Below are 18,316 nucleotides of genomic sequence, written 5' to 3' on the forward strand. Positions count from 1 at the left end.
CCGCGACGCGGCCCGACACCCCCAGGTGGGCCGGCCGCCGTCGGCGTATTCACCCGTCGGTGCGGTAGGTGAAGCGCTCCAGGACGAAGGGCGCCTGGCGGGCCTGCACGCCGATGACCCGGCCGGTGAACCCGCCCGCCACCTCCGTCGACAGGTAGCGCCCGTCCAGCACCGCCATCTCGTGCTCGCCCACCGATGTCCGGATGCCCAGCCACAGCTCGTCCGGTCCCCGGTGGGCGGGCGCCGCGCGGGCGCGCACCACGAGTTCGACGGCCTCGGACGGGCGCACCGGCAGGGTCGCCAGCGTGGTGCCGAGCGGGCCGATCTCGGCCAGTGCCACCGCCAGGCCGTCGCCGAGTTCCACGCCGCACCAGTGGGTGTCGTCCACGCGCACCAGCAGCCGGGCGCGGCCGCCGCCGGGGCGGACCCTGGCGCTCACCGTCCAGGCCAGGTCGCGGGCGCGCACGGCGAGGATGCCGGGCTCGCGGTCGCGCGCGGGTGCGGGGTCCACGCCCAGGCCGCCGGGGCCGGGCTTCGCGATCCGGTCGGGGGCGCTGTTCGGCGAGATCCACATCGGGTCGAGCCGGTCGCCGTCGAAGGTGTCGGTGAAGGAGTGGTCGGCGGCGGGCACGGCGTGGCGCTCGGTGTCGAAGACCGGCCACCCGTCGACCCAGTCCAGGCCCGCCAAGAACACCTCGCGCCCGTTGACGTGGAACTTCGGGGTCGTCCCGCGCGGGCGCACGCCGAGGTAGACCGCGGCCCACTCGCCGTCCGGGGTGCGGACGAGATCGGCGTGCCCGGTGTTCTGCACCGGGTGCGTGGTGCCGCGCCGGGTCAGCAGCGGGTTGCCCGGCGCGCCGGTGAACGGGCCGGTGATCGAGCGCGAGCGGGCGGCGGCGACGCAGTGGCCGCGCTCGGTGCCGCCCTCGGCGATGACCAGGTACCACCACCCGTCGTGGTGGTGCAGGTGCGGGGCCTCCGGATACGCCAGCCCGGTTCCGCTCCACAGTGGACGCGGTTCCTCCAGCAGCCTGCCCGCGACGGGATCGATGCACGCCTGGCGGATGCCCGCGTCGCTCCAGGTCAGGTAGCAGGAACCGGTGGCGTCCCAGGCGATGTCGGGATCGATGCCGCTGGAACCGGTGATGTGCAACGGGTCTGACCACGGGCCCGCCGGGTCGTCGGCGGTCACCAGCAGGTGTCCGCGCGCCGCCTCGGAGACGTTGGTGGTGACGAGCCAGAAGCGGCCGTCGTGGTGGCGCAGCGTCGGCGCGTAGACGCCCTGGTTGTCCGCCGCGCCCCCGGGGGTGAGCTGGCTGGGCCGGTCGAGGGCGTTGCCGATCTGGCGCCAGGTGGTCAGATCGGTGCTGTGGAAGACCGGCACGCCGGGGAAGTACTCGAAGGACGAGCACGCCAGGTAGTAGCCGTCGTCCGCGGCGCACACCGTCGGGTCCGGGAAGAAGCCCGCGATGACCGGGTTGCCCACCTGTCCTCCGATCGTTAGGGAGCGCTCCCAATCGGCTACTTAAGCGCTTAGATCGACTGCCGTCAAGCACAGCCGCAGCTCTGGCGGAGCACCAGCGCCGTCGGCAGGGGCGCGGACTGCTCGGTGATCTCCCCGGTCAGCAGGCGCACCGCGGTTCGGCCGACGGCCTGCATCGGCTGCTGGACCGTCGTCAGCCCCGGTGTGCTCAGGCCCGCCGCGACGATCCCGTCGAACCCGGTCACCGCCACGCGCCCCGGCACCGCGACGCCGTTGTCGCGCAACGCGTCCAGGGCGACCAGCGCCTCCTGGTCGGTCGAGCAGACGATCACGTGCGGGAGCGCGTCGGCGGCCAGCAGGTCGCCGACCGCGGCGCGGGTGGTCTCCTCCGCGCCCGGCGCGCTGTGCGCGGGCGGGAGCGCGGCGACGCCCGCGCCTGCCAGCGTCGCGGCGTACGCGGCGTAGCGCGCGTCGAACTCGGCGGTCCGGGAATCGCCGATGTAGCGGAACTCCCTGTGCCGGTGGACGTGCAGCAGGTGCTCGACGAGTCCGCGCATTCCGGTGGTGTTGTCCACGACCACCGTCCTGGTGCCCTCGGCCGTGCTCATCCCACCCAGCTCGACCACCGGGATGCGCCCGGCGATCCTGGTCAGCGCGTCGGACGGGGCCGCGCCCGCGAACGCGATGAGCCCGTCGACGCGGCCGGCGATGTCGACCACGCGGGGGACGCCGAGGTCGCCGGGAAGTGCGGTCTGCGGCGTGCCCGCGCCGAGCATCAGCGCCAGTCCCCGGACCCGGCACTCCAGCTCCACGCCGCGCTGGACCTCGTCGGCGTACTGCGGGAACAGCCGCGCGTCGTTCGGGGTGAGGACATCGGCGGGCTCGGTCAGGTCGAGCAGGTAGTCGAAGGCGTACAGGCCGATGGCCCCGGTGCGGCCCCTGGCCAGCCCGCGCGCGTTCGCGTTGGGCACGTAGCCCAGCGCGGCAGCGGCGGCGAGCACGGCCTCGCGGGTCGACGGGCGCACCCGGCCCGGCTGGGCGAAGGCGAAGGACACCGTCGCGATCGAGACGCCCGCGCGCTCCGCGACGTCGTACATGGTGGGCTTGCGCCCCATGGCTTTCCTCCCGGCGCGGGACGCCGGGGGTCCGCGCGGACCCCCGGCGCCACCGGGTCAGCTGGTCGGGAAGTTGTCCGCGGTGCTGATGCGGGACTTCAGCAGAGCCCCGGAATCGGTGAGGACGCCGGAGCTGGAGTAGTCCGAGCCGCCGCAGGTGCCGGGGCGGAAGGTGGCACTGCTCTCGTTGGCCTCGGAGTAGGTCCAGTTCGCGTAGCCGATCTTGTGCTGGTCGAGCAGGTTCAGCCACGCCACCGTGCTCTCCCGGTCGAACGCGCCGCCGCCGGTCGCGGTCACCGTGCCGAACTCGGTGACGAACAGCGGCAGGCGGGTCGCGGCGCGGGCCAGGACAGTGCGGTAGCTGTCCTTGTGCGTGGCGGCGTAGAAGTGGAACGCGTACATGATGTTCTGCGCGTTCACCGGGTTGTTGACGACCTCGGACTCGGTGGAGCCCTCGGAGACGCCCAGCGACGACCACGCGCGCGTGCCGACGATGACGACGGCGTCGGGGTCGGCCGCCCGGATGACCGGGATGACCTGCTCGGCGTAGCTCTTGATCGAGGCCCAGCTGACGCCGTTCGGCTCGTTGGCGATCTCGTAGATCACGTTCGTCTTGGCCGCGTTGCGGGTGGCGACGGCGCGGAAGAAGGTCTTGGCCCGCTCCAGGTTGTAGTTCGGGTCGCCCGGGGTGAGGATGTGGAAGTCGATCATGGCGTACATGCCGCGGGACTCGGCCATGTCGACGAGGTTGTTGACCTGGTTGGTGAACGCCGTCGGATTGGTCTCATACCCTTGCTCCTGCACGTACATCGCGATGCGGAACAGGTCGGACTTCCAGTCGTTGGCCAGCGCGTCCAGCGAGTTGTTGGTGTAGCAGCGGGCGAACCACTGGATGCCGTGGGTGCTCATGCCGCGCAGCTGGATGGGGCGGTTGTGCTGGTTGCACAGGTTGACCCCGCACACCCGCAGCTGCCCGTTGATCTGCACGGGGGTGCCGTTCTGCGGTGGGGAAGTGGTCGTTGTGGTGGTCGTTGTGGTGGTCGCTGTTGTGGTCGTGGTGGGCGGCTGGACCGAGCCGGTGCACGTGGTCCCGTTGAGGCTGAAGGACGTCGGCACGGGGTTGGACCCCGACCACGACCCGGTGAACCCGGCGCTGGTGCTCGCGCCCGCGCCGAGCTGCCGGTTCCACTCCAGCGACGCGACGCTGACCCCGGCGCCCGACTGGGTCCAGGTCGCGTTCCAGCCCTGGGTCACCCGCTGGCCCGAGGGGAAGCTGAACGCCAGGGTCCAGCCGGACAGGGCGTCACCGAGGTTGGTGATCCGGATGTCTCCCTGGAACCCGCCCTGCCACTGGCTGGTGATGGTGTAGTCGACGCGGCAGCCGGGGGCCGCCGCGGCCTGGGGCAGGGCCACCAGGCCCGCCGATCCGAGTGCGGCCGCGCAGGCCGCTAGGAGCGCGGTGGAGCGCTTCACTGGTCTCCTCCTTGACGCGGGACAAACGGACCAGGAGCGCTCCCAAGCATGCGCCTGGGTGTCCGTGGTCGAGGACCGTAACACCACCCCGCGACTTTCGGGAAGCACAGAGTTGAGCGGTGATCGCTTTGCGTAGTCGCGCCCTGAACGCCGCCAGGGCGAACCCGGAACCGGATTCGCCCTGGTCGGTCGGGGTGCTTACGCGGTCACTGCTCCCGGCGGCGCACGATCAGCCGCTGGAGCACGATGAACGCCAGCAGCAGCACACCGATGACGATCTTGGTCCACCACGACGTGAGGGTGCCGTCGAAGGAGATCAGGGTCTGCACCGTGCCGAGCACCAGCACACCGGCCAGCGAGCCGACGACGTAGCCGACACCGCCCGCCAGCAGCGTCCCGCCGATCACCACCGCCGCGATGACGTCCAGCTCCATGCCCACGCCGTGCAGCCCGTACCCGGAGAGCATGTACAGGCTGAACAGCAGCCCGCCGAGGCCCGAGCAGAAGCCGCTGATCACGTACACGCCGACCTTCGCCCTGCCGGTCGCCAGGCCCATCAGCCGCGCCGAGGACTCGCTGCCGCCGACGGCGTACACCGTGCGCCCGAAGCGGGTCAGGTGCAGCACGTAGGCCCCCACGGCGACCACCAGCAGTGCGATGACCACCGAGTAGGTGACGACCACATCGCCCGGCAGCTCGAAGGACCCGGTGGCCGCGGCGCGGAAGGTCTTGTCCTTGATGGACACCGACTCCACACTGATCAGGAAGCACAGGCCGCGGGCCAGGAACATGCCCGCCAGCGTCACGATGAACGGCTGCACCTGGAAGTGGTGGATCACCAGGCCCATCAACAGGCCCAGCGCGCTGCCCGCCGCCAGCGAGGCCAGCACGGCCAGCCACGCCGGCCACCCGGCCTGCAGCCCGGCGGCGGCGATCATCGAGGACAGCGCCACCACCGAGCCGACCGACAGGTCGATGCCGCCGGTCAGGATCACGAAGGTCATGCCGACCGCGAGCACGATCAGGTGCGCGTTGTCGATGAACAGGTTCGCCACGACCTGCCCCGAGGCGAAGCCCTCGTAGCGGATCGACCCGGTCCCGAACGTCGCGATGAACACGACGAACGTCGCGATGACGGGCAGGAACCGCTGCGGGACGCGGGAAGTCCGGGAAGGTGACGTCAGAGTGGTCACGGGGCGCTCACCTCGGCGCTGTCCGGAGTGGATGGTCGGGAAGCGCGCCCGCGCAGCAGGCCCGCCGCGCGCGGGGACTGGAGCAGGCAGACGGCGATGACCACGACCGCCTTGAACACCAGCGTGACGTTCGTCGGCACGCCGATGGTGTAGACGGTGGTGGTGAGCGTCTGGATCACCAGCGCGCCCAGCAGGGTCCCGAGCAGCGAGTAGCGCCCGCCCGCCAGCGACGTGCCGCCGATGACGACCGCCAGGATCGCGTCCATCTCGATCCACAGGCCGAGGTTGTTGGCGTCGGCGGAGTTGACGTTCGAGGCGAGCATCAGCCCCGCCACGCCCGCGCACAGCGCGACGAAGACGTAGACCGTCCACACGATCGTCCGCGACCGCACACCCGCGAGCCTGCTGGCCTCCGGGTTGACCCCGACCGCCTCGATCAGCATGCCCAGCGCGGTGCGGCGGGTCAGCAGCGCCACCCCGACGAGCGCGGCGAGGCTGATCAGGATCGCGATCGGCAGCACGAGGAAGCCCGCGCCGATCTGGCTGAACAGGTCGTTGTTCACGGTGATGATCTGGCCCTCGGTGATGAGCATGGCCAGCCCGCGGCCTGCCGTCATCAGCACCAGGGTGGCGATGATCGGCTGGATGCCGAGCACGGTCACCAGGAACCCGTTCCACAGCCCCAGGAGCACGCACAGCGCCAGCGCCAGCACCATGCCGACGATCGCGCTGCCGCCGCCCGCGATGTGCACGCAGGTCACCGCCGCGGCGATCGCGGCCACCGCGCCGACCGACAGGTCGATCCCGCGGGTCGCGATCACCAGCGTCATGCCGAGCGCGATCAGCAGTGTCGGCGCGCCGTTGCGCAGGATGTCGACGAGGCTGCCGAAGAGGTGCCCGTCCTGGATGCGCAGGGTCAGGAACGACGGCGTGAACACGGCGTTGAGCGCGATCAGCGCGACGAGCGCGGCCAGCGGCCACACCAGCCTGCTCACCCCCGCGCGGCTCGGCACCGGCCGCGCGACCTGCCCCGTGGTGGCCACCCTGTCGCTCACGCGTCCACCGCCTCGGGCAGCGGGTCGACCGGGTCCACACCATGCCCGGCGATCATCGACATGACCCGGTCGACGGAGATGTCCCCGCCGGTCAGCTCGGCCACCTTGCGTCGGTCGCGGAGCACCACGACGCGGTCGGACACCCGGACCACCTCCTCCAGCTCCGCTGAGATGAACAGCACCGCCATGCCGTCGGCGGCCAGGTCGGCCACGACCTTCTGGATCTGCGCCTTGGCCCCGACATCGATGCCGCGGGTGGGCTCGTCCAGGATCAGCAGCCGCGGCTTGGTCGCCAGCCAGCGCGCCAGCAGCACCTTCTGCTGGTTGCCGCCGGAGAGCGTGCCGACCACCGCGTCGGGGTTGGCCGGGCGGATGTCGAGCTTCTCGACGTACTCGGCCACCAGCGCGTCCACCGTCCGGCGCGGCAGCGGCCTGGCCCAGCCGCGCGCGGCCTGCATGGCCAGGACGATGTTGTCGCGGATGGTCAGGTCGGCGACGAGGCCTTCGGCCTTGCGGTCCTCCGAGGAGAACACCACGCCCCTGGCGATCAGCGAGCGCGGGCCGCGGACGCGGACCTGCGCGCCGTCGACCGACAGCGTCCCGGTGTCCGGCCGGTCGGCGCCGTAGAGCAGGCGGGCCATCTCGGTGCGGCCGGAGCCGAGCAGCCCGGCCAGGCCGACCACCTCGCCCGCGCGGACCTCGATGTCGAAGGGCTCGATGGCGCCCTTGCGGCCGAGGCCGTCGGCGCGCACCACGGCCTCGGTGCCCGGCACGTGCCGCTCGACGCGGCGCTCGACCTCGGCCAGCGTGCCCGCGGCGCGGCCGAGCATCGCCGAGACCAGATCAATGCGGCTCAGCTCACCGGTGCGGTACTCGCCGACCAGCGCGCCGTTGCGCAGCACTGTCATCCGGTCGGAGATCTCGTAGACCTGGTCGAGGAAGTGCGAGACGAAGAGGATCGCCACGCCCTCCTCGCGCAGCACGCGCATGATGCGGAACAGCTCGGCCACCTCGTCGGTGTCCAGGCTGGACGTCGGCTCGTCGAGCACCAGCACCCGCGCGTCCACGGCGAGCGCGCGGGTGATCGCCACCAGCTGCTGCACGGCGATCGGGTGGCTGGCCAGGGTCGAGCCGGGATCGATGGACAGCCCGATGCGGGCGAGCAGCTCGGCGGCGCGGGCACGGGTGCGCCTGCCGTCGATCCAGCCCGCGCGGCCGAAGCGGCGCGGCTCGCGGCCGAGCAGGATGTTCTCGGCGACCGAGAGGTTCCCGCAGAGGTTGACTTCCTGGTACACGGTGCTGATCCCGGCGTCCTGGGCCTGGCCCGGCCCGGTGAACGCCACGGGGGAGCCGTTCAGGTGGATCTCGCCCGCCGCGGGGGTGTGCACGCCGGTCAGCGCTTTGATGAGGGTGGACTTGCCCGCGCCGTTCTCGCCCATCAGGGCGTGCACCTCGCCGGGGAACAGCCGGAAGTCCACGTCGGTGAGCGCCTTGACGCCGGGGAACTCGACGCTGGTGCCGCGCATGTCGACCACCGGGGCCGGGCTCTGCGGAGCTGTGTCGGTCATGGCCAGCTTTCGTGTGGTGGCGGTCCCGCCCCCCGCGGACCAGGGCCGGGGGCGGGACCGCTGCTCGTGTCAGTACTTGCGCTCGGGCAGGGCCGCCTTGGCCTGCTCCTGGGTGAAGGTGGTCTCCTCGGTCACCACGCGCTTGGGGACCTCCTCGCCCGCGACGACCTTCTTGGCCAGCTCCATCAGCTGCGGGCCGAGCAGCGGGTTGCACTCGACGATGAAGTTGATCTCGCCGTTGGCCAGTGCGGTCATGCCGTCTTTGACGGCGTCCACGGTGATGATCTTGATGTCGGTGCCCGGCTTCTTGCCCGCCGCCTTGATCGCCTCGATGGCGCCGAGGCCCATGTCGTCGTTGTGCGCGTAGACGACGTCGATGTCCGGGTTGGACTTCAGGAACGCCTCCATCACCTGCTTGCCGCCCGCGCGGGTGAAGTCACCGCTCTGCGTGGCGACGATCTTGATGTCCGGGCGCGCGGCGATGACGGACTCGAAGCCCTCCTTGCGGTCGATGGCCGGGGCCGCGCCCGTGGTGCCCTGCAGCTCCACCACGTTCACCGCGCCTTGGGTGTTGTCCACCAACCACTGCCCGGCCTTCTTGCCCTCCTCCACGAAGTCCGAGCCGAGGAACGTCTCGTAGAGGGTGTCGTCCTCGGAGTCCACGGCGCGGTCGGTCAGGATGACCGGGATGTTGGCGCGCTTGGCCTCCAGCAGCACCGCGTCCCACCCGGTCTCCACGACCGGGCTGAACGCGATGACGTCCACCTTCTGCTGGATGAAGGACCGGATCGCCTTGAGCTGGTTCTCCTGCTTCTGCTGCGCGTCGGAGAACTTCAGCTCCACGCCCGCGGCCGTCGCTGACTCCTGGACGGACTTGGTGTTCGCCGTGCGCCACCCGCTCTCGGCGCCGACCTGGGCGAAGCCCATGACGAGCTTGCCGTCGTCCTGGCCGCCCGCGCCGCCGCCGGGGTTGGCCGAGCCGCCTCCGCCGCCCCCGCCGCAGGCCGCCAGCGCGGCCAGCAGGACGGCGCCGAGGGCTGCCGTGATCTTTTTCGACACTGCTCTTCCTCCGTGGTCAACCGGGTCGCCCGGCGGTGCGGCAGGGCGCGTGACCGCTGTCACTGGGAGCTAGAGTGAACGCTCACATCGGCCCCGTCAACCCTTTGTAAACCACGAATCCGCATCGTTGACAGCCTGGGGTGGACTGGCTAGGTTAGCGCTCACTCTGGGTGCGGGCGATATCGTCGCAGCTCGCGGTCCGAATAGTGCGCGGCTGGTGCGCCTGTGCGACACTCCAGTTGGGATTCCCCGCATCGCCGCCGGCCCGGTGTTATCGTTAACAACGACATCGGTCGCAAGCGGAATCGAGGTGGCCCGGTGGCGGGATCAGCAGGGGGCGGGCGGACGGTGCGCGATCCGGCCATGACGGACGTCGCACGCCTGGCGGGGGTGTCCCACCAGACCGTCTCCCGGGTGCTCAACGGCCATCCCAGCGTGCGCGAGCAGACCCGCCTGCGGGTCCGCGCCGCCGTCGAGGAACTCGGCTACCGGCCCAACCGCGCCGCGCGGGCGCTGGTCACCGGCAGGTCCCAGCTCATCGGCGTCGTCGCCCAGAACTCCACCCTCTACGGCCCGGCCTCGCTGCTGGCCGCCTTCGAGCTGGCCGCCGCCGCGGCCGGGTTCGCCGTCAGCGTGCGGCGGGTGCGGGAACTGGACCGGAGCTCCATCTCCGCGGCTGTCGAGCACCACCGCGACCAGCGGGTGGCCGGGATCGTGGCGATAGCGCCCACCGCGTCGGCCAACGACGCCCTCGCCGACGTGCCCGCGGGTGTGCCGCTGGTCATCGTCGACGGCGACCCCGAGCGCGGCGCGCCGCTGGTGACCGTCGACCAGGAGGCCGGCGCCTACGCGGCCACGAAACACCTGCTCGACGCCGGTCACAGCACGGTCTGGCACGTGTCCGGGCCCGCCGACTGGTTCGACGCCGCGGGCCGCGTGCGCGGCTGGCGCACGGCCCTGACCGAGGCGGGCGCGGAGATCCCGCCGCTGGCCGCCGCGGACTGGAGCGCGGCGGCCGGGTACCAGGCCGGGCAGATGCTGGCCCGCATGCCCGAGGTCACCGCCGTGTTCGCCGCCAACGACCACCTGGCCCTCGGCATCCTGCGGGCGATGAGCGAGCGCGGCAGGTCCGTGCCCGGCGAGGTCAGCGTCGTCGGCTTTGACGACGTGCCCGAGGCCGCCTACTTCATCCCGCCGCTGACGACGGTCCGCCCCGACTTCGACGCCGTCGCCACCGAGACCCTGGCGCTGCTGCTGGCCCAGATCTCCGACGGCGGGCACCCCGGTGGCGAGGTCCTGCGGCGCACCATCAGCCCGACCCTGGTCGAGCGCGCGAGCGTCGCCCCGCCGCGCGCCTGACCCACTCCGCTCGCACCCGGCCGGCGACGGCCGGGTTGTCGGCATGTCCGCGGCGGCCGGTGTACGCGCTCACCGGCAGTTCCCCCGCTGCGGTGACCGCCTCTTGACGTGCCGAATGTTAGCGATAACACTCAGGGCGTCGTGCCCGTCCGCGCCTCGTGAAGGTGGCCGCCATGCCCCATGAACCCGACGCCCTCGTGGTCGGCGTCGATTTCGGCACCCTGTCCGGCCGCGCCGTCGTGGTGCGCGTCCGCGACGGCGCCGAACTCGGCACCGCCGTCCACGAGTACCGGCACGGCGTCATAGACCGAGCCCTGCCCGCCACCGGGGCCCAGCTGCCGCCGGACTGGGCCTTGCAGGTTCCCGCCGACTACGTCGACGTGCTGCGCGCGGCCGTGCCCGCCGCCATCGCCGACGCGGGCGTCGACCCCGCCGACGTCATCGGCGTCGGCACCGACTTCACCGCGTGCACCATGGTCCCCACGACCGCCGACGGCACCCCGCTGTGCGAGCTGCCCGAGTTCGCCGACAACCCGCACGCCTACGTGAAGCTGTGGCGCCACCACGCCGCCCAGCCGCAGGCGGACCGGATCAACGCCCTCGCCGCGCGGCTCGGCGAGAAGTGGCTGCCCCGCTACGGCGGCCTGATCTCCTCGGAGTGGGAGTTCGCCAAGGGCCTGGAACTGCTGGAAGGCGCGCCCGAGGTCTACGCCGCCATGGACCGCTGGGTCGAGGCGGCCGACTGGATCGTCTGGCGGCTCACCGGCACCTATGTGCGCAACGCCTGCACCGCGGGCTACAAGGGCATCCTGCAGGACGGGCAGTACCCGTCGCGGGAGTTCCTCGCCGAACTCAACCCGGACTTCGCGGGCTTCGTCGCCGACAAGCTCGACCACCCGATCGGCGACCTCGGCGACCGCGCGGGCGGGCTGAGCGCCGAGGCCGCCGCCTGGACCGGGCTGCGCGAGGGCATCGCGGTCGCCGTCGGCAACGTCGACGCGCACGTCACCGCGCCCGCCGCCGGGGCCGTCGAGCCCGGCCAGATGGTCGCCATCATGGGCACCTCCACCTGCCACGTCATGAGCGGCGCGGAACTGCGCGACGTGCCGGGCATGTGCGGGGTCGTCGACGGCGGCATCGTGCCGGGGTTGTGGGGCTACGAGGCGGGCCAGAGCGGGGTGGGCGACATCTTCGCCTGGTACACCGCGAACCAGGTGCCGCCGGTCTACCACGAGCAGGCACGCGAGCGCGGCCTCTCCGTGCACGAGCTGCTGAGCGAGCTGGCCGCCGAGCAGGCCGTCGGCGAGCACGGGCTCGTCGTGCTGGACTGGCACAGTGGCAACCGCTCCGTGCTGGTCGACCACGAGCTGTCCGGGCTGGTGCTGGGCCTGACGCTGGGCACCACCGCGGTCGACGTCTACCGCGCGCTGTTCGAGGCGACGGCGTTCGGCACCAGGACGATTATCGACGCGTTCACCGACGCGGGCGTGCCCGTCACCGAGCTGGTGATCGCGGGCGGCCTGCTGCGCAACCCGCTGCTCATGCAGATCTACGCCGATGTGGTGAACCTGCCGCTGTCGGTCATCGGCTCCGAGCAGGGGCCCGCGCTCGGCTCCGCGCTGCACGCCGCGGTCGCCGCGGGCGCGCACGCCGACATCCGCGCCGCCGCCGCGGCGATGGGCGCGGCGACCCGCGCCGCCTACGTCCCCATCCCGGCCAACGTCGAGGGCTACGAGCGCCTCTTCGCCGAATACCACGAGCTGCACGACCACTTCGGCCGCGGCGGCAACGAGGTCATGCGCAGGCTGCGCGGCATCCGCAGGGCCGCGCGCGCCGGACGGGAGGGCTGAGGTGGCCGACCCCACGCTGCCGGTGTCGGCTGAGCTGCGCCGCACCGTCGCCGACCTGCACCGCGAACTGACCCGCTACGGGCTGGTGATCTGGACGGCGGGCAACATCTCGGCCAGGGTGCCGGGCGCCGACCTCATGGTGATCAAGCCGTCCGGGGTGTCCTACGACGAGCTGGGCCCGGAGGCCATGGTCGTCACCGACCTGCACGGCGAACTCGTCGAGGGCGAGTTGGCGCCCTCGTCGGACACCGCGGCCCACGCCTACGTCTACCGGCACATGCCCGAGGTCGGCGGGGTCGTGCACACGCACTCCCCGTACGCCACGGCGTGGTCGGCCCGGCGCGAGCCCATCCCGTGCGTGCTGACGATGATCGCCGACGAGTTCGGCGGCGACATCCCGGTCGGCCCGTTCGCCCTCATCGGCGACGACTCCATCGGCCGCGGCATCGTGGAGACGCTGCGCGGCAGCCGATCGCCCGCGGTCCTGATGGCCAACCACGGCCCGTTCACCGTCGGCACCGACGCCCGCGCCGCGGTCAAGGCCGCGGTGATGCTGGAGGACGTCGCCCGAACCGTCCACTTCGCACACCAGCTCGGCAGGCCCGAGGCCATCGACCCGGAATCCGTCGACCGGCTCCACGCCCGCTACCAGAACGTCTACGGGCAGTAGGCCCGACGATCCTCCCGGGCCGCGTCCCGGGGAAGGGGGAACCCGCATGTCTTCCGCAGCCAAGCCACAGGTCTGGTTCCTGACCGGCAGCCAGCACCTGTACGGTCCGGAGACGCTGGAGCAGGTGGCGAGCCAGTCCCAGCGCATCCAGCGCATGCTCTCCGACAGCGGCAGACTCGCCGCCGAACTGGTGTGGCAGCCGGTGCTGACCGACTCCGCCGCGATCCGCCAGACGCTGGAGGCGGCCAACACCGACCCGGCGTGCGTCGGGGTGATCGCCTGGATGCACACCTTCTCCCCGGCCAAGATGTGGATCACCGGCCTGGACGCGCTGCGCAAGCCGCTGCTGCACCTGCACACCCAGCTCAACGAGGCGCTGCCCTGGTCGTCCATCGACATGGACTTCATGAACCTCAACCAGGCCGCGCACGGCGACCGCGAGTTCGCCTACGTGCAGACCCGCATCGGGGTGGCCCGCAAGACCGTCGCCGGGCACGTGTCGGACCCGAGGGTCATCGACCGGGTCGACGGCTGGCTGCGCGCCGCGCTCGGCCAGCACCACCTGCGCGGCCTGCGCCTGGCCCGCTTCGGCGACAACATGCGCGACGTCGCCGTGACCGAGGGCGACAAGGTGGAGGCCGAGCTGCGCTTCGGCGTCAGCGTCAACACCTATGGCGTCAACGACCTGGTTGCCGTGGTCGACGCGGTGTCCGACGCCGAGATCGACCGCCTGGTCGCCGAATACGCCGACCTGTACCGGCTCGCCCCCGAACTGGCCGCCGAGCGCCACGACTCGCTGCGCTACGCGGCGCGCATCGAGGCGGGTATGCGGCAGTTCCTCACCGACGGCGGATTCGGCGCCTTCACCACGAACTTCCAGGACCTCGGCGGGCTGCGCCAGCTGCCGGGCCTGGCCGTGCAGCGGCTGATGGGGGAGGGCTACGGCTTCGGCGGCGAGGGCGACTGGAAGACCAGCGCGCTGCTGGCCGCCGTCAAGGCGATGTCCCCGGGCGGTGGGACGTCCTTCATGGAGGATTACACCTACCACTTCGGACCGGGGACACCGAGGGTGCTGGGCGCGCACATGCTGGAGGTGTGCCCGTCGATCGCCGCCGACCGCCCGTCCTGCGAGATCCACCCGCTGGGCATCGGCGACCGGGAGGACCCGGTCCGCCTCGTCTTCGACGCCGCCCCCGGCCCCGCCGTGGTGGTGGGTCTCGCCGACCTCGGCGACCGCTTCCGCCTGGTGGCCAACGAGATCGATGTCGTCGTCCCCGACGAGCCCCTGCCGAACCTGCCCGTCGCGCGCGCCGTCTGGACCCCGCGCCCGAGCCTGCCCGTCTCCGCCGAGTGCTGGCTGACCGCGGGCGGACCCCACCACACCGTCTTCTCCAGCGCTGTGGACGCCTCGGTCCTGCGCGACTTCGCCGAGATGACCAGGACCGAACTCGTCGTGATCGGCGCCTCGAGCACCACTGAGGACTTCACCGACCGGCTGCGCTGGAACCAGGCCTACCACCGGCTGGCCCAGGGCCTGCGCTAGCGGACCGGCTCGGGGGCGGCGGCCGAGGGTCGCCGCCCCCGAGCCGGCGGCTCTGTCAGAGGGCGCGCAGCGCCACCGGGACCGGCCTGCTCACGGCGATCACCGTCGTCCCGCCGGCGTCGCGGCGCACGTCCAGGCGGTCGCTGCAGGCGCGCATCAGGTTGAAGCCCTTGCCGCGGTGCGTCGGGCCGGGGTCCACCGGCTGCCAGGCGCCCTGGTCGCGCACGGTGAACTCGACCCGCCTGCCCCCGGCCTGGGAGAGCACTCGGCAGAACACCTCGATGTCCGGGTGCGGCCCGTTGGGCGGGCCGGGGTGGTCGGGGTGGATGCCGAAGCCGTGCTCGATGCTGTTGCTGACCGCCTCGTTGATCACGATGACCAGGTCGTCGACGTGCGCGGGGGACCAGTCCAGCCGCGTCAGCCACTCCCGCACCCGCTCCCGGGCGATGGAGGGCGACACCCAGTCGACCGCCAGTGCGAAGCGCAGCTCGGTGGGCGCGGGCCGCGACGGGGCGGCTTCCCGCTGGGCGTCCCGCTCGTCCTGCTCAGAGCTCGGCGGCATGGGTCTCTCCTGGGGCTAGCTGGGCTCGCCCGCCGTGAGGGCGTCCTCGACGGTGTGAAACAGCGCGAGGAACTGGTCGAAACCGACGATCTCGATCGGCCGGATGACTGGGCGCGACTGGTCCACGACCACCCTGAGCTGGTCGAGCCCCCTGCGGGTGACCGCCTCGCTCGCCGCGTCGCGCAGCACGCGCAGTCCGGCCGAGCCCAGGAAGTCGATCTCGGCGAGGTCGACGATGAGCACCCGCTCGCCGAGGCCGTCGTAGGCCGCGTCGATGGCGGCGGCCAACCGGGGCGCTGTCAGTCCGTCGATCGCGCCCGCCGCGGCGACCACGACGGCGTCGTGGCGCTCGGCGGAGCGCAGGGTGAGCAGCTGTTCGTGCGGCGGGGGAAGGGTGGGGTGGGCACCGCCGTCCGGTGTCCGCTCGTCGCTGGCCGGTTTCACACGGTGAACCCTACCGCCGGTCGCACGGCTTGGCCGATCGCCTCCGGCTCGTCTGTCCAATAGCGAATCGAAAGCCGCCGATCTTGACGCTGACCTGCGGGCGTGCTGTGATCGCGAGAAACCTTCACCTGGTAGGAGGAGATCCGGTGCCTCTGTTACGTCGCTGCATCGCCGCACTCGCCGCCGTGTCCGCCGCCGCACTCGCCGTCGTGCCCGCCGCCACGGCCCAGCCTGCGGCCCAGCCCGCGGCGCTGCCGACCGCGGCCATCGCGCTCGGCGACAGTTTCATCAGCGGGGAGGGCGCGGGGGACTACCAGTCAGTCGTGGACCTCAACGGCACCGCCCAAGGCTTCCCCGGGTGGGGGGCCGACAACGCCAACGCCTACTTCTGCCACCGCTCGGCCAACGCCTCACTGCTGCGGGCGTCCCTGCCCGGCATCAGCGCGCGCTTCAACCTGGCCTGCTCCGGCGGCCAGCCGCACGACATCACCTCGGCCTCGGCCAACCGCGCCAAGGGCCGCACGGTCGCCTCCCAGCTCGACCAGCTGCGCGCCGTCGCCCGCACCCACGACATCGACTTCGTGCTCGTCGGCCTCGGTTCCAACAACAGCTCCTTCACCTTCGGCGACGCCGCGTCGGTGTGCGCCAACCGTTTCATCGCCGACGCCTGGACCGGCTGGTGGGAGTTCTGGGCCTACATCGGCGGGCCCGTCCCGCAGGCCCCCTGCACCGCCGCCGACCTCGCCACCGAGGCCGAGCTGAACTCGGCCACCACCGAGACCACCGTCGCCCTGCGCGCTCTGATGGACACCCTCGCCGAGGTCGACGCCGACGGCGTCCACCGCATCGTCCTGCAGGACTACACCAACCCGCTGCCCTTCGACTACGCGGGCGAGTACCACACCCAGGACGGCCGCGCCGACGACCGCGACAAGTTCCGCGACCTCGGCGCCGAGCGCTACGCCGCGGGCTGCCCCGCCCACCGCGCCAGCCTCGCCGCAGGCCACATGTTCTCCACCGGCCTCGGCAACCTCGTCCGCAACACCCACGCCACGCTCTCCGCCGAGCGCCCCGGCCGCGACCTCGTCTACCTCAACGTCCAGCGCGCCTTCGACGGAGCCCGCCTGTGCGAGCGCACCGGCAGCCCCGGCTACGCCCTGGCCACCCCGATCCGCCTGCACGACGGCACTTCGGGCAACGTCGTGACCAGCCTCTCGGGCAAGGACAAGATCGCCATCCAGCGCATCGCCAACAACTGCGTGACCCACTTCCAGACCTGCCAGGAGTCCTGGCACCCGAACGCGGGCGGCCACGGCGTGCTGGCCCAGTGCCTCTCCGGCGCGGCCACCACCGGCAGCCGCGCCGTCTCCTGCGTCCGCGACGCGAACACCGGGGGCATCAGCGTCGGGTAGCCCCTGGTGGCTCAGTCCACGCCGACGGGACCGAGGATGCGCCGCAGGCTCTCCTCGGTCTCGTCGCCCAGGCGCTCCATCGCGACCTTGGCGACCGGCGTGGCCAGCTTGGCGACCCCGTTGAACTCGATGTGCGCCCGGTAGGTGATCTCGGTCGTGCCCGGCGCGGACCCCGGCTCGATCGCGATGTCGTCGGTCGAGGTGGCGGTCTTGTTGCGACCGACGAACTGCAGGTGGTCGGGCCCCGCCTTGGTCAGCTCGTAGGTCAGCTCGGTCTCCTGCCCGAGGAACTTCGACACGTTCCGCCACGTCGACCCGACCCGCACCGGCCCGTCGTCCTTCCTCGTGCAGGACACCGTCCCCGGGTCCCACTCCTCGGCCCTGGCGAAGTCCCGCAGGTAGTCGACCACCTCACTGGGGCTCTTCGCGACGGTGAACTTCCTCGACACGTCAACCACGGTGTTCCTCCTCGGTTCGGTGAGCCCGCTGGGCCGGATCTGCTCGGCGAGCAGGCGCTCGTGTGGTGTTCGGTGCGGCGACCGGGCCGGATGTGCGCCGCGGCGGTGCTGCTCAGTCGGGGGAGTGGAGGCGGACGTGCTCGGCGATGGAGCGGATCGTCTCGCCCTCGCCGGTCCCCAGCCCGTGCCTGGTGATGTTCAGCGCGCCCGCGGCGCCGCCCAGGCGCAGCGTGCTCTCCATGTCCTCGCCCCTGGCCATCGCCACCGCGACGGCGGCGGTCATGGAGTCCCCGGCGCCGCGGGTGTCGACGTGGTGCAGGCTCGGCACCTCGATCAGGCGGATGCCGTCCGCGGTGCGGGCGATGGCGGGCTTCTCGGCCCGCGACACCAGCACCAGCTCGGCCCCGGTCTCGGCCAGGTGCTCAGCCGCCCGCACCAGCGCCTTCTCCGAGTCGTCCTCGGCCAACTCCGCGGCCAGCACCTCCTCGTGGCTCACCTTGATCACCGACGGCCCGCCCTCGCGCGCCGCTTCCAGGTACTCGCCCGCCAGGTCCACCACCACCCGGCAGCCCATCTCGGTCAGGTCGGACACCAGCCTGCGGTAGAGCGAGGGCGGCACCACGTTCTTCTCCGCCACCCCCGCGAGGATCGCCGTTCCCGCCGCCAGCCCCTCCCGCAGCGCGACCGCGTAGAGGTCGTCCAGGTCGTGGCGGGACAACGGGTCGGCCGCCATCTCCACCAGCGGCTCCCGCTCCCCCTCCCGACGATCATGGATGTAGGACCCGTTCCGCGCCGCCACCTCCAACGCCTCCACGGTGATCCCGACCCCGCTGAGCAGCCCCCGCAGCACCTGACCGGTCTCCCCTCCGAAGGCCCCGCACAGAGTGACCGGCAACCCGAGAACCGACACCATCCTGGCCTGCCACACCCCCTGACCCCCGGCGTGGATGTGCACGTCGGGCGCGCCATTCACCTCCTCGACCGTCACGGTGAGCTGCGGCGATGGCGCGAACACCACGATGGAGGGCGATTTGTCCGTCACGGCCCCGGAATACCCCGGGCCGTGGCCACC

16 protein-coding genes are annotated in these 18,316 nt (G+C 72.1%); 5 read left to right on the plus strand and 11 right to left on the minus strand.

What is annotated here, in order from left to right:
* Positions 1 to 49 precede the first annotated feature (49 nt).
* The 7 genes from ACFPM7_RS04860 to ACFPM7_RS04890 form a co-directional block, all read right to left on the minus strand.
* The gene (locus tag ACFPM7_RS04860; protein ID WP_378244249.1) at positions 50 to 1,486 is read right to left on the minus strand and encodes a glycoside hydrolase family 43 protein; all 1,437 of its coding nucleotides are present in this window, start codon (positions 1,484 to 1,486) and stop codon (positions 50 to 52) included.
* 62 nt (positions 1,487 to 1,548) lie between these two features.
* On the minus strand, positions 1,549 to 2,598 hold the full coding sequence (locus ACFPM7_RS04865) for a LacI family DNA-binding transcriptional regulator (RefSeq protein ID WP_378244251.1): 1,050 nt from the start codon (positions 2,596 to 2,598) through the stop codon (positions 1,549 to 1,551).
* Between the two features lie 57 nt (positions 2,599 to 2,655).
* Positions 2,656 to 4,071 (minus strand): cellulase family glycosylhydrolase, encoded by a 1,416-nt coding sequence (locus ACFPM7_RS04870; RefSeq protein WP_378244253.1) that lies wholly within the window; start codon positions 4,069 to 4,071, stop codon positions 2,656 to 2,658.
* 206 nt (positions 4,072 to 4,277) lie between these two features.
* Positions 4,278 to 5,264: a galactofuranose ABC transporter, permease protein YjfF gene (gene yjfF / locus ACFPM7_RS04875; RefSeq protein ID WP_465251831.1), complete on the minus strand. Its 987-nt coding sequence runs from the start codon at positions 5,262 to 5,264 to the stop codon at positions 4,278 to 4,280.
* Positions 5,261 to 6,277 carry an ABC transporter permease gene (locus tag ACFPM7_RS04880; RefSeq protein ID WP_378245013.1) on the minus strand — a complete coding sequence of 339 codons (1,017 nt, stop codon included), beginning with the start codon at positions 6,275 to 6,277 and terminating at the stop codon, positions 5,261 to 5,263. The genes yjfF and ACFPM7_RS04880 overlap by 4 nt, the downstream gene beginning before the upstream one ends.
* Before the next feature lie 38 nt (positions 6,278 to 6,315).
* Positions 6,316 to 7,887 (minus strand): sugar ABC transporter ATP-binding protein, encoded by a 1,572-nt coding sequence (locus ACFPM7_RS04885; RefSeq protein ID WP_378244255.1) that lies wholly within the window; start codon positions 7,885 to 7,887, stop codon positions 6,316 to 6,318.
* Between the two features lie 69 nt (positions 7,888 to 7,956).
* Positions 7,957 to 8,946, minus strand: coding sequence for an ABC transporter substrate-binding protein (locus ACFPM7_RS04890; protein WP_378244257.1), 990 nt, complete (start codon positions 8,944 to 8,946; stop codon positions 7,957 to 7,959).
* A gap of 363 nt (positions 8,947 to 9,309) precedes the next feature.
* On the opposite strand from ACFPM7_RS04890, the gene ACFPM7_RS04895 reads away from it, so the two are divergent.
* The 4 genes from ACFPM7_RS04895 to araA all read left to right on the plus strand — a co-directional run bounded on the left by ACFPM7_RS04895 (position 9,310) and on the right by araA (position 14,368).
* A complete protein-coding gene (locus tag ACFPM7_RS04895) occupies positions 9,310 to 10,305 on the plus strand; it encodes a LacI family DNA-binding transcriptional regulator (protein WP_378244259.1) in 996 nt (331 codons plus the stop codon).
* 173 nt (positions 10,306 to 10,478) lie between these two features.
* The gene (araB, locus tag ACFPM7_RS04900) at positions 10,479 to 12,155 is read left to right on the plus strand and encodes a ribulokinase (protein WP_378244261.1); all 1,677 of its coding nucleotides are present in this window, start codon (positions 10,479 to 10,481) and stop codon (positions 12,153 to 12,155) included.
* Position 12,156: 1 nt separating this feature from the next.
* On the plus strand, positions 12,157 to 12,825 hold the full coding sequence (locus ACFPM7_RS04905; protein WP_378244263.1) for an L-ribulose-5-phosphate 4-epimerase: 669 nt from the start codon (positions 12,157 to 12,159) through the stop codon (positions 12,823 to 12,825).
* Between the two features lie 46 nt (positions 12,826 to 12,871).
* Positions 12,872 to 14,368, plus strand: a complete 1,497-nt coding sequence (araA, locus tag ACFPM7_RS04910) for an L-arabinose isomerase (protein WP_378244265.1) — start codon at positions 12,872 to 12,874, stop codon at positions 14,366 to 14,368.
* Positions 14,369 to 14,423: 55 nt separating this feature from the next.
* Here the strand turns inward: araA and ACFPM7_RS04915 are convergent, their stop codons facing one another.
* On the minus strand, positions 14,424 to 14,930 hold the full coding sequence (locus ACFPM7_RS04915; protein ID WP_378244267.1) for an ATP-binding protein: 507 nt from the start codon (positions 14,928 to 14,930) through the stop codon (positions 14,424 to 14,426).
* A gap of 15 nt (positions 14,931 to 14,945) precedes the next feature.
* Positions 14,946 to 15,374, minus strand: coding sequence for an anti-sigma factor antagonist (locus ACFPM7_RS04920; protein WP_378244269.1), 429 nt, complete (start codon positions 15,372 to 15,374; stop codon positions 14,946 to 14,948).
* A gap of 146 nt (positions 15,375 to 15,520) precedes the next feature.
* On the opposite strand from ACFPM7_RS04920, the gene ACFPM7_RS04925 reads away from it, so the two are divergent.
* Positions 15,521 to 16,786 carry an SGNH/GDSL hydrolase family protein gene (locus ACFPM7_RS04925; RefSeq protein WP_378244271.1) on the plus strand — a complete coding sequence of 422 codons (1,266 nt, stop codon included), beginning with the start codon at positions 15,521 to 15,523 and terminating at the stop codon, positions 16,784 to 16,786.
* Between the two features lie 11 nt (positions 16,787 to 16,797).
* On the opposite strand, the gene ACFPM7_RS04930 is transcribed toward ACFPM7_RS04925, so the two are convergent.
* Together ACFPM7_RS04930 and ACFPM7_RS04935 are read right to left on the minus strand one after the other, a co-directional pair.
* Complete coding sequence (locus ACFPM7_RS04930; protein ID WP_378244273.1) at positions 16,798 to 17,235, minus strand: SRPBCC family protein; 438 nt, start codon at positions 17,233 to 17,235, stop codon at positions 16,798 to 16,800.
* 121 nt (positions 17,236 to 17,356) lie between these two features.
* A complete protein-coding gene (locus ACFPM7_RS04935; protein WP_378244275.1) occupies positions 17,357 to 18,286 on the minus strand; it encodes a 1-phosphofructokinase family hexose kinase in 930 nt (309 codons plus the stop codon).
* Positions 18,287 to 18,316 lie beyond the last annotated feature (30 nt).

The sequence above is a fragment of the Actinokineospora guangxiensis genome, assembly GCF_042657845.1.
GTDB classification, from domain to species: Bacteria; Actinomycetota; Actinomycetes; order Mycobacteriales; family Pseudonocardiaceae; genus Actinokineospora; species Actinokineospora guangxiensis.